The following is a 12,423-nucleotide window of genomic DNA, read 5'->3' on the forward strand; positions in this document are numbered from 1 at the left end:
TCTCCGACACAAGGCGCATAATAGCAGCGACGCTATCATACTATATATAAGGTTAATAATAAAAACGATGCTTATCGCACCAGTTAACTGTCTATTATTGAGCGTGCTAGTGGTTAAGACGACTCGTAATTGACATGATTTTTATCAAAGGCAGTTTTTGCTATGACCTATTAAGAGGGACGTTTTTGAAAATACCGTGCCATAGCATACAGTAAAATAACGCTTACTTTATAGAATAACCACCGTTTCGTCTATTTTTTCATCATCTATTTTGCAGTTCATTTATCTAGGCTGCTTTGAATTTTAGCAAGCCTGCAATATTTATCTTAGTGTATGACAGTTTGACCTGCGGATATATCCTAAACGTCTTTGTCTATTATGTTTCATCTATCACGTTTCAGCTTTGCAGTTTAGCATGAGCCGCCGCAACGAGCGATATCGAATGTCACTGACATCGACAAATATACAGTAAATTACAGCAATGTCATATTTTAGAGAGTTAATCGTCAATGATTTAGGTATCAAATGATATGCATAAAGTGACAGATAACAGTCAGCTTCTATAGGGCTTGAGCGCTTGGCATGCTACACTATGGCAGTATTGCCTCTGCTTTTTTGACCATGATAGATTTTAATCATCAAGGCACGGCATTGTTTTTCTTATACAGCACTATATTTTCTCATTATGTTTTCCTATTATATTCTCTTATAAAGTGCCTTACAAAAACCTGTCAGGGACTTTGCTATATATAAATATAAATCTGTTATGAATAATAATACTATGACCACCCATTTATCACCGAATCAATCGCTAGATACTGATTTATCAGCGCCACATTTATCAGCGCAAGAGCCTTCCATGCCAAATAAAGTTTTAAAAAGTAATGAGTCATCTGATGCTAAGCAGCTAGAAACTGAAGACCGCATCAACGCAAAAACTGTGTCCAATGACGCCCTCTCAGACGATGCTACGTCACAAGCGTCAGAAAGTATTGTTTCAGAAGGTGCTGTCTCAAAAGATGCTGCCTCAAAAGATAGTGACATGCTCGATGACGAGATGATTGAGGACTATGAAGCCGATGAGGCTGATGAAGGGATTGATGACAGTGACGACGATGACGCTGATTATGAAGCGCCAACTATAGGCCAAGCGGTGCCAGTCATTATCGATGCCACCTATACGGTCACCGAAGAAGAAGCTGGTCTACGTATCGATAAGCTAGCATCACTGGTGTTTACCGACTTTTCGCGTGCGCAGTTGCAAGGCTGGATCAGCGATGGTAGCTTGCTGTATAACGATAGCGTACAAAAACCAAAAATTCGAGTCAAAGTAGGTGATGTCATACATCTATCAACGACGTTGCAGCAGCATAGTGAAGATCAGCCAGAAGACATTGATATCGATGTGGTGTATGAAGACGATGATGTATTGGTGATTAATAAGCCAGTTGGCATGGTTGTTCATCCTGGCGCTGGCAATCAGACGGGCACCTTGGTTAATGCGTTGCTGTATCATTATCCACAGCAGCATCATTTGCCGCGTGCCGGTCTGGTGCATCGCATTGACAAAGACACTTCGGGATTGCTGCTTATTGGCAAGACTAAACCTGCACAAATGGCATTGATGGATCAGCTAAAAGACAAGTCAGTCTATCGTCATTATCAGTGTGTGGTGGCAGGGGATGCGGCAAGTTTATTGCGTCATCGCCGTATCGATGCACCGATCGGTCGTCACCGTAGTCAGCGTACCAAAATGACGGTCATGACGGCAGGTCGTGAAGCAGTCACGCACTTATTAAATGTGACCGCGCTCAATGGTAATTACTGTCTGTTAGACGTGGGTCTTGAGACGGGTCGTACGCACCAGATTCGTGTGCATTTAAGTCATATTACCTATCCGATTGTAGGCGATCGCGTCTATGGTGGTCGCCGTCAACTGCGGGCAGGTCTGACAGAAGCACAGCGTCAGGCGATCAGCAACTTCCCGCGCCAAGCCCTGCATGCCTATACGTTGGGTTTTGTTCATCCGACGACAGGTGAGGATGTCGAAGTCACAACGCCAATCCCTGAAGATATGCAGCAGCTAATGACAGTGTTAAGTGATGGCTACGATGAAGAGTAACCGTACTGTGTAAGCAGCGTAAATACGCTTATAATAGACAGATAACAGCAGTAAATAGCTATCAGTGACGTAAAGACGACTCATTAAGACGGTAAATCAGCCATGACTCATAAGCTTCCTATGACATTACTAGCGCAGCTAGAGGATGTGGCGGTTTTTCAGACTGCCGCATTCACCAACAAGGATGAATGCGAGGCTGATATAACCAGCCAGCTGAGACAAGCGGATTATGGCACGCTCAATTTAGGCTTGCACGTCAATGATAACGCCGCCGAGGTCTTAGACAATCGCATGCGGCTCTTAACGGCGATGAATGAGCAGTTTACTAGCTTGCCATCAATCAGCGCGCGATATACCCCTATTAAAAGACTGCATTGGGTCAATCAAGTTCATGGCAATTGCATTCATGATACTGACGCCACAGCGCTAAGTATGCGACCGGTGGCGGCTGATGCTATGTTGAGCCAGCAAGCAGGGGTGGGTCTAGCGATAATGACTGCTGATTGTGTGCCTATCGTTCTATACCAACCAGCCAGTGGCAAAATTGCCGCTATTCACGCGGGTTGGCAAGGGTTGGCATGTGGCGTCATCAAAGCAACGACTGAGTGTTTTACTGATTCAGGGCAAATCATGGCATGGATTGGTGTCTGTATCAGCCAACAAAATTATGAAGTGGGCAGTCAAGTTCGCGATAAGCTGCTGGCAGGTTGTATAGACAATCAGTCATTGACGTCAGCCAGTATTGAAAAATTTGATGAGCGCTACGTGATGGCTTCTAAGAATCAGATCGCTGATGACAGTCGTACTGATATGAGTAAAGAGTCGAATATTGATCCTCGATACTTACATAAGTCAGTTGATAAACTATCAAATTACGCTAAAGTAAACACGGATAAAATTAAGCTGAACTTACCAAGACTTGCTGCTGATCAGTTAAGCACTGCTGGTGTAATATTGTGCAACGAGTCACCTATAGACTGTAGCTATGCCGATGCTCGTTATTACTCTTATCGACGTCAGACGCATTTACGGCAGCCAGCGACAGGACGGATGGCACTGGTGATTGTACGTCGTTCTGCTACCCAGTCAGAATAAACCTATTGGACGCTGGTAGATACTAAGTGCCCTGAATCCGTTTTATTTCTATTCAATTATTTATAGTTATTATTAGAGTTTGTATGAATACATCTGCCACAGCATCTTTGACATCTACACTGACTGACAGCACGCAAAGTGTATCGATTGCCGTCATCTATCATAGCAACTACGGTCATACCAAGCGTGTGGCTGAAGCAATCGTCATGGGCGCGCACCAGCAACTTCCAGAAGCACAGGCAAAAGCCGTCGATGTTCATGATGTCGACTGGGATTTTTTAGATCAGGCAGATTTGCTGGTTTTTGGTAGTGCCGTCTATATGGGCAGCGTGACTGCTGAATTTAAGACTTTTATGGATGAGACCTCAAAGCGCTGGTATCACAGAAAATGGGAAGGCAAGTGGGCAGCCGCTTTTGCCAACTCGGGTGGACTGAGTGGTGATAAACTTGCTGTGCTACAGCAGATTTCTCTATATGCCATGCAGCATGGTATGAATTGGATCGGTTTGCCATTAATGCCGACAGGTCATGAGGCTCATGACTTGAACCGTCTATCTAGCTTTTTAGGATTAATGACGCAATCTCTTGATGGTCCACCTGAAGAGACCCCAGGGAAAGGCGATATCGATACAGCTATTTGGTTCGGTGATCATTTGGCTAAGACTATCATAAAGCATCAACCAGCCACATCAACTTGCTAAAGTACGATTATGATATGGTCAATCCCATATAAATTAGATACGGTGTCAGGCTCGCTTAGTCTACTATTTGTAGTACTTTCACTCGCCTTCCTTGTGTCCAAATTATATTGAACCGACTATAAAGCATGCTGATAATATCATTAGACCTTAGCGTTTATTAAGTAAACCAAAAAAGCAGATATCAATTTGATATCTGCTTTTTTTATTGTCATGAGTAAAGCTATTTATCAATGACCTTGGTTGACAACGCCGTAACAGGAATAGGACTGTCGAAAAATTGAAAAGATTGGCATGCGGTTAATAGCATCGTCGCCGAAAGTATATAAGTCATAATGAAGGGTTTCATAGGGATATCTCAGGACACAGTTGGCATTGTTAAAACAGCGTTCATCATAAACAAATTACCGTGTTATACAACGGCTAATGCCATACATATAGTAAATACTAGGGAAAGCAGGGACAGTATGCTGATTCTGCACTGTGTATGTATTATGTACAGTGGAAATTAAAAATAACAGCTAAATTACGTGTTCATTAAGTTTTTTTTAACTGGTTCGTCACTAGAAAAAAATGAATTGAGCGATTCATAATGATGAGTAGTTGTTTTTCATCATAATTTTAAAACATCAGCAATAATAATATAAAAAAACATAGTAATTAATTAAAAACTCAGTGCTGATTATAGGAACTTTTATTTTTGTAAAAAAATAGGAGGATTAAGTTACTAATCGAACAATTTTAGCAAAATAGTTTTACCTTAGTAAGGAGGACAGACATTCTGCGGTAACTAAGCTTGATAATTGCCTTATGAATAATAAAGAAAAATTCGTTATCGACTTTTAATATTTATAGTCGATTCAATTCAAAAGTAGTACAAGGCAACCGAGTGTAGATGTATATGTGATACTTCAAGCGAGGTTAACGCTGTAATACTTTTATAGTGGAATGACTATAGTACGAAGAACACACAGCGAAAGCATAGATAAATAGTGGAAGACTTGGATTTTTTGAATTTAGATACTGTTGAATAATAACTGTCACGAATTAAAAATACTTAAAACACCCTAGGTGCCAGCTATATGAGGATATTATGAAGCCACTTTCTATGATGTTATCGATGCTCGTCATTGGTATGACCTCCAACGCTGCGATGGCTGAAGGTGCAAGCAGCGTTAATACAAGCCTAGCCAATGCCAGTTTACCTAATACTAGTTTACCTAATATTAGCCCTGCCAATAGCGACCTTGTCAATCGCGGTGCCTACATTGCCCGTGCGGCCGATTGCATGGCATGTCATGGTGAGGACTATACCGGTGGGACACCAATCGAGACCCCAATGGGGGAGATTTACTCCACCAACATCACACCATCCAAACGTTACGGTATCGGCGACTATACCGAAGCGGATTTGAAGAATGCGCTGCAAAAAGGTCGTGCGCCTAATCATATGCTTTATCCTGCCATGCCATACCCTTCTTATAGTGGTATGAAAGAAGAAGATATCAGTGCGTTGTTTGCTTATTTACAGACAGTACCAGCGGTTGACGAAGCTCCTAAAGAAAAAACAGACTTACCATTTCCTTTTAATATTCGCAGCTTAATGTTGGGTTGGAATTTACTCAACGTACCGTCTACTGAAAAGCGCGACGGACTGAACGAGACCCAAAAACGCGGTGAATATATTGTCAATAATCTAGAGCACTGCGGTACTTGTCATACCCCGCGTAATAGTACGATGGGTTTTGATAAGAGTATGTATTTATCTGGTGCCCAGCTCGGTCATTGGCATGCACCAAATATCACGCCTGATGAGTCAAGTGGTATCGGCAGCTGGAGTGAGCAGGATATCGTCACTTATCTGCGTACGGGTGAGCTTGACCAGCGTGCTTACGCGGGTGGCCCCATGGGTGAAGCAGTCGCGCACAGTACACGCTACTTAAAAAACGAAGACTTGAGTGCCATTGCTTCTTATCTGAAGGCAGTACCTGCTGTCCAGACCGACGATAAAGTGTCTGCGGTAGATGTGTCGCGCCTACCAACGCCAATCAACGAATCTATCACTCATGATCTACTGGCGCAAAAAGAATATTTGAAACAGGCAAAAGCTAAAGTAGGTAATGGCAGTAATTCCCCCGAATCATTATATTTAGCCACCTGTGGTAGTTGTCATGGGGTTGACGGTTATGGTCAGCCTGATGCACGTTATGCCCCTATCGTCGGCCTGAGTAGTATCCGCCGCGAAAGACCTGATGCACTGGTTAATATGATTCTTCATGGGGTAGAAGGGGCAACCAATACATCGCCCATCATGCCAGGGTTTTCAGATGAGTTAAATAGCGAGCAAATCGCTGGTATTACCAATTACGTACGGGTGAATTTTGGTGGTCTTACCAGCAGTGACGTGAATGCCAGCGATGTCGATCGTATCGCAAATACTGGCATTGATAAGCCTTTCTTGATTAAGTACGCAGGCTTACTGGCGATAATCGGTATTATCGTCGCGATTGCTATTATTGTGTTTATCATCCGCGCCATCTTACGCTCTAGACGCCGCGCTTAGTTTGACTATATTTAGATAAACGGTCGAATAAAGAACTTATAAAGGCGTACTAGACGCTGATTACAGTACGAGAATTAAGGTTAAAACGGTAATGCATTAAGGCTTGGTAAGACAAAGGTTCGATATAAACTGAGCCGATAATAAAAGCAAAATGCCAAAGACGATTGCCTACCGTTATACACGACGTCTACTTTAAGGACATTATTATGAAAGACATGCTTCAATCACCAACGCGGCGCCAACTACTCTCGATGATTGGTAAAACCGCAGGCGCGACAGCGATGTATCAGGCAATGACGACGTTAGGATTTGCGTCAGAGTCGAGTTTTAAAGAGACCATGGATCTTAAAGGTGCACCTCCGGGCGCTAGTATCGTCATTCTTGGTGCGGGTCTTGGCGGACTGACCGCGGCTTATGAGTTACGCAAAGCGGGCTACGATGTCAAAGTGCTCGAATATCAAAATCGTGGTGGCGGTCGTAGCTGGACATTGAACAGCGGTGATAAATATACCGAGCTTGGCGGTGAAGAAGTCACCTGTGATTTTGAAGAGGGCAATTATTTTAATGGTGGGCCGTGGCGTTTACCAAGCCATCATTATGCCATCTTCCATTATTGCAAACAGTTTGGTGTTGAGATGCAGCCTTTTATTCAAACCAATGATCGCGCTTATTTGCATCGTACTGATCATTTCAATGGCGTACCTCAGCGTTTGGGTGATGTGAAAAATGATATTCAAGGCCATGTCGCGGAGCTGCTATCAAAGTCAGTCAACGTCGGTGGTCTTGATCGCTCGGTCAATACTGAGGACAAAGAAAAGCTATTAGAAGGTTTAAAAGGTTGGGGTGTGCTCGATAAAGATTATCGCTATCGCGCCAGTAATGAGACCAGTAAACATCGTGGCTTTAGTGTCTTTCCCGGCGGTGGCTTGATGCCTGACGCAAAACCGTCAAAACCTTTGCCAATCAGTGAGATATTGGATTCGGGTATGTGGGCAGATATTTATGGCAATCATATGACTTATGCTCACCAACCAACCATGTTTCAGCCAGTAGGCGGCATGGGTAAAATCGGTGATGCGTTCACCCGTGAATGCCGCGATATGATTGAGTTTAATGCAAAGGTCACTAAAATCCATCAAGATGACAGTGGCGTCACCGTCGATTATGTCGACAGCAATAGTCCAGATGGTGCCACCAAGACCATTCGTGCAGATTGGTGCGTGTGCAATATTCCGCTAACGGTGCTGACGCAGATGGATATCAATGTCTCAAAACCAATGAAGCAGGCGATGGCCGCTGTGCCTTACGAAACCTCTTATAAAGTCGGCTTAGAGTTCAACCGTCGCTTTTGGGAAGAAGATGAATGGATATTTGGTGGTCTGACTTATACCGACATGCCCATTGCGCAAATTGCCTATCCGTCACAAAATATGTTCAAAGACGGTACGGGCGTGTTACTCGGCGCGTATGGTTATGGTCCTACATCTTATAAGTTTAATACCTTAACGCCACAAGAACGTATTAATGTCGCGCTTGCTTATGGTAAATACATCCATCCTCAGTATCCAAAAGAATTCCGCGCAGGGACATCAGTTGTCTGGCACCGTATCCCATGGACGCTTGGCTGTTATGGGATTTGGAATGAGTCGACCCGTCGTCAGCATTACGACACCTTGTGCAGTATTGATAATCGTATTGTGCTGGCGGGCGAGCATTGCTCACATATTCCGGCATGGCAAGAAGGTGCTATTTTATCTGGTATGGATGCCGCGAAGCGCCTACATAAAAAAGCAAAAATGCTTGTTTAATAACGCTTGGTTAATATGAATAACTACAAAATTCAGAGGCTATCATGGACAATGCAATTGTGAAGAAGGCAATCGTGGAGAAAGCAATCTTGAAGAAAAAAGTCATGAAAGACATGACACTCAAACTGCTGACGGTGATGCTGCTGAGTGGGATAAGCAGTGCAGTACTGTTAGGCTGTAGTCAACCGTCAGATGATGAAGTGACGGTTTCCAGTGTGCAAGATCAGGATTCTCTAACAACCAATGACTATCAAGAAAGCCGAAATACGGGCGCGTGGGGCGGTGTTTATATGAGCCGTGAGGAGCTTACGGCACCTGCTATCAATATTGTCGACGACAGCTCATTGCCCAATATGGAAGATGACCCAAGTATTACTAAGTGGGACGCAAAGTTTGAAGGCACCAATGGGTTTGTGACGACAGATGGCAAAAAGCTGTATCACGACTCTTGCGCGGCGTGTCATATGCACAAAGGCGAGGGCGCTGATGGCGCAGGCTATTATCCGCCACTGGCGAATAACAGTAAGATGCAATCAAAGTATTACATCATTGATATCTTGATTAATGGCTTTCGAGGTATGCCGTCATTCCATGGGATGATGAACGATGCGCAGATGGCTGCGGTTACTCAATATGTGCTCAGTGACTTAAATGGTTTTACCGATACCGTTACCGCTGAAGATGTGGCAAAACTGCGGCATCCCAATCCATCAGCGGGTGATCCAAGTGATGAATAACACTATTATTTAAATTCTTAGCTAATAGTTTTTTAAGCGAAAATGGTTCGTACAAAAATGATTTAACCATTCTCTGCAACATAAAAAAGCGCCTAATTATTTATTAGGCGCTTTTTTATAGGCAAGGCTCAATGGATTAAGAAAGATAATGAGAGAGAGGGTTTATTTAGGGCTGGATGACCAGACTGGTGAGCGGATTGTGTTAGGTGAAGATTTACCAAACGACTCGCCGCCATTAAGTGACTTAATATTTAAAACTCCTTCACCATTTTGTTTTGATGCGTAAACAACACGCTTACCATTAGGCGAAAAGCTCGGTGCTTCATCGATACCCGTATTGCCCAAATTCGTAGTGATAGCACCGCCGCTATTCATGATAGCCGCTGAGCGACCACTTAAAAAGGCAATTTGTGAGCCATCGCTACTAAACTGCGGGCTAGTGGCATAACCGCTATTTGATACTTTGGTCGTATTCCCTGATCCAAACTCATAACGGTAAATCTGTGGTTTATTAAATCCTGCTCGGTCACTGACAAATACAAAAGATTTGCCATCTGGTGCATAGCTTGGCTGTACCTCGCTGCTTGGCCAATTGGTGATTCGTCTAGGTTTACCGCCGCTGGCACTTATCTCATAAATATCAGCACTGCCTTCAAAGCTACTAGAAAACAGTATTTTGCTACCATCTGGTGAAAACGATGGGCTTAAATTGCTACCAGGGAAAGGTGTTAATACAATGGTACTGCCACTATTCACATTTTGTACGTAAATAATGGGATAAGATTTATCGCGCTGTACTGAGTAGGCGATACGGTTGCCATCGGGTGACCATGTTGGTGAGAAGATGGATCCTTCTTCTTTAGCAATAGTTCTAGCATTTTCACCGTCAGCATCTATCACTCTAAGAAGCGATGCTTTATTTTTACCGGTCTTATCCTCTTCAATGTAAGCAATACGTCCGGAGAAGTCACCTGGAATGCCAGTAATCAGCTCGTAAACTTTGTCAGCGATGACGTGACCGGCATAGCGCATGCTTTCTTTATTATTGTCAGCCGTTAAGCTTTGCTTGCCTTCAATCACTCGGCCAGATTTGATATCAATCACTTCGTAATCGGTGACCACTTTACCGCGGTTGCTGCGGGTACTACCGACCACTAGGTAAGGAATCCCCATACTTTGCCAAACCGGTAATGTGCCTGACAGCTCGCTAATACTGCGCGGCTGCTGTGGCAAATCTTTGCTAGTCACCTTTAATTCAGTTTTGCTCAAATCATTGAGAATAATCGGCGATAATACAGAATCACCTGCAAACGGCACAAAAGCCACTTGGTTTTGTTGTCTTGGCGCGATAACAGTCATATCGAGCACCATTGATTCAGCTGCATAAGCAGGCACTGATAACAAGGGAGTGATTAACAACAGGCTTGAAGTGGCACGAAGGATAGAATGTGTAGATAGCTTCATGAAGTAATATCCTAAAATAGAAATAATTGGTTCATCATACAGGCTTAATTATTATTTATAGTGAGATTAACTGTACAGCGTTAGGTGTTTTTTATTGAACGTTAATTTTAATTACCAAGTCTCTAAAGCTTTCAGGTTTATTCAAGCCAATCGGTAACGGACTAGCAGATAAGGCTGCTCTTTTTACTGCTCGGTTTACAATGACGTTTGAACCTTGAGTCTTAATAGATAGCACATTGCCTTTTTTGTCCAACCTAAGATATAAAGTAACTGCCGATCCTTGAGTAGCAGCTGGTAAAGTGATGTTACGTTTAATTTTTTCTAAAATAGCTGTTATCACATTATTTTTAGTAGGTTCTGTGAGGTTATTATTAGTCACATTAATTTTAATTATCACGTCTTTAAAGCTTTCAGGTTTATTTAAGCCAATGGGTAATGGACTAGCAGATAGAGCGGCTTTTTCCACTGCCTGATTTACAGCAGGATTTGCACCTTGAGCCTTAACAGATAACACATTACCTTTTTCATCCAACTTAAAGTATAAAGTAGTTGTCGATTCTGGGGTAGAAGTAGGTAGAGTAATATTACGTTTGATTTTTTCTAATATAGCTGTTGTAACATTATTTTCATAAGATTCTCTGGGGTTGTTACTCTCATTACTTAAACCATGTTTTTTAGTAGTGATAGCGGCAAACAAAGCCTTTTGATCCATAAAACCATTTTTGAGGTTATTACTTTCTAGTGATGCACCAGCGAAAGAGTAGCTAGAGGGTAGAAAAAAAGAGACCAATAGTAGCCAAGTCGAAATATTACGTAATCTGTGAGTATTGTTCAAACTCATAAACCAGAACCTTAAGATAGTAGAAAATCATTAACGATATAGAGTTAGAGACTTTACAAGGTTAATTAATAGTAACGTTAATTGTTAAATTTGCAAAACTTGCAGGATTATCTAAATCGATGGGTAATGGGCTAGCAGCGCGTGCAGCTTGTTCAACTGCTTGGTTTACGACGGCGTTTGAACCACTAGCCTTTGCAGACTTCACATTGCCTCTTGCATCTAATTTGAGAGACAATGACGTGGTCAGACCCTGTGTTTCGACTGGGGTATTAAGTTTGCTTTGAATTTTACTTAATATAGCACTTTTGAATTCACCAGTAGAACGAGAGGAGCTATTACTGCTGCTGCCACTACCACCATTAGATACAGTCGACTCACCATCTTCTGATAAGCTAAAGTTTTTACTGGCACTGCCAGAGCTACCAGTATCAATTTTTAAATTTTTATCAGTAGCAGTAGGGCGTGTAATTTTAGGCGGGTTGTTTTGTTTATTACGGTAATCCCTAAGCTGTTTTTGTTCTTCGATGAGCTGTTGTCTTTTATCTTGTTCAACTTGATTGTGTTCTTCTACTACCGACTCATCTAGCTGTGCTGCCCATTCAGCCATATTGCGCTCATATTCTTGATTTTGCTCAAGCAGCCGCTGATGCTGTTCTTCACTCATCAGCATCGGGCGACTGGCAGGATTGTCAGAGCGTGTAAAGACAGGCACGCGCTGAGAGTTTGGTTGGTTGGGGTTTTGAATGCTAGCGCTACCGTCAGCCGTGTTCTCTGGCATATCACTGAATGAGCCGCTCGTACCACTGTCAGCTTGCATAGCACTGGCAGCAGCGGCACGATTGGCAAGGATTTGCCCTTGCATCTCAGCCAGCTGTTCAGGGGAGACCATGACGGTCTCTAAGCTACCTACCGTTTCAACTTCTGTATTTTGATAGGTATAAATAAGTATGCCAATCACCAGACCATGTGCAAGCAAGCTGAGCAGCGTAGGCAGTGTCAGCCCATTGCCTTCAGGTTGGGTCGGCACATAAACAGCAGGCGCATTATTCATGGCAGTGATACTCATGGACATGATATTGAAGGATGAGGTTCATC

The 12,423-nt window shown here is 43.0% G+C and carries 9 protein-coding genes; 6 read left to right on the forward strand and 3 right to left on the reverse strand.

The window, feature by feature from the left end:
* The first annotated feature begins 781 nt into the window (after positions 1-781).
* The 6 genes from RH96_RS11680 (at position 782) to RH96_RS11705 (ending at position 9,023) form a co-directional block, all read left to right on the forward strand.
* A complete protein-coding gene (locus RH96_RS11680; protein WP_010201154.1) occupies positions 782-2,122 on the forward strand; it encodes an RluA family pseudouridine synthase in 1,341 nt (446 codons plus the stop codon).
* A gap of 102 nt (positions 2,123-2,224) precedes the next feature.
* Positions 2,225-3,217: a polyphenol oxidase family protein gene (locus RH96_RS11685; RefSeq protein WP_010201158.1), complete on the forward strand. Its 993-nt coding sequence runs from the start codon at positions 2,225-2,227 to the stop codon at positions 3,215-3,217.
* An 83-nt stretch (positions 3,218-3,300) separates the two neighbouring features.
* Entirely contained in the window at positions 3,301-3,918 is a 618-nt protein-coding gene (locus RH96_RS11690; RefSeq protein ID WP_010201162.1) for a flavodoxin family protein, read from the forward strand.
* A gap of 1,090 nt (positions 3,919-5,008) precedes the next feature.
* Entirely contained in the window at positions 5,009-6,478 is a 1,470-nt protein-coding gene (locus tag RH96_RS11695) for a cytochrome c (protein WP_010201165.1), read from the forward strand.
* Positions 6,479-6,684: 206 nt separating this feature from the next.
* Positions 6,685-8,286: a flavin monoamine oxidase family protein gene (locus tag RH96_RS11700; RefSeq protein WP_010201169.1), complete on the forward strand. Its 1,602-nt coding sequence runs from the start codon at positions 6,685-6,687 to the stop codon at positions 8,284-8,286.
* A gap of 104 nt (positions 8,287-8,390) precedes the next feature.
* Positions 8,391-9,023 carry a c-type cytochrome gene (locus tag RH96_RS11705; RefSeq protein ID WP_010201171.1) on the forward strand — a complete coding sequence of 211 codons (633 nt, stop codon included), beginning with the start codon at positions 8,391-8,393 and terminating at the stop codon, positions 9,021-9,023.
* A gap of 162 nt (positions 9,024-9,185) precedes the next feature.
* On the opposite strand, the gene RH96_RS11710 is transcribed toward RH96_RS11705, so the two are convergent.
* The 3 genes from RH96_RS11710 to RH96_RS11720 all read right to left on the reverse strand — a co-directional run bounded on the left by RH96_RS11710 (position 9,186) and on the right by RH96_RS11720 (position 12,394).
* On the reverse strand, positions 9,186-10,487 hold the full coding sequence (locus RH96_RS11710) for a PD40 domain-containing protein (protein WP_010201173.1): 1,302 nt from the start codon (positions 10,485-10,487) through the stop codon (positions 9,186-9,188).
* 91 nt (positions 10,488-10,578) lie between these two features.
* Positions 10,579-11,328 (reverse strand): cell envelope integrity protein TolA, encoded by a 750-nt coding sequence (locus RH96_RS11715; RefSeq protein ID WP_010201182.1) that lies wholly within the window; start codon positions 11,326-11,328, stop codon positions 10,579-10,581.
* A gap of 61 nt (positions 11,329-11,389) precedes the next feature.
* The gene (locus RH96_RS11720; RefSeq protein ID WP_227500966.1) at positions 11,390-12,394 is read right to left on the reverse strand and encodes a cell envelope integrity protein TolA; all 1,005 of its coding nucleotides are present in this window, start codon (positions 12,392-12,394) and stop codon (positions 11,390-11,392) included.
* Positions 12,395-12,423 lie beyond the last annotated feature (29 nt).

Source organism: Psychrobacter sp. PAMC 21119, from assembly GCF_000247495.1.
Classification (GTDB): Bacteria; Pseudomonadota; Gammaproteobacteria; order Pseudomonadales; family Moraxellaceae; genus Psychrobacter; species Psychrobacter glaciei.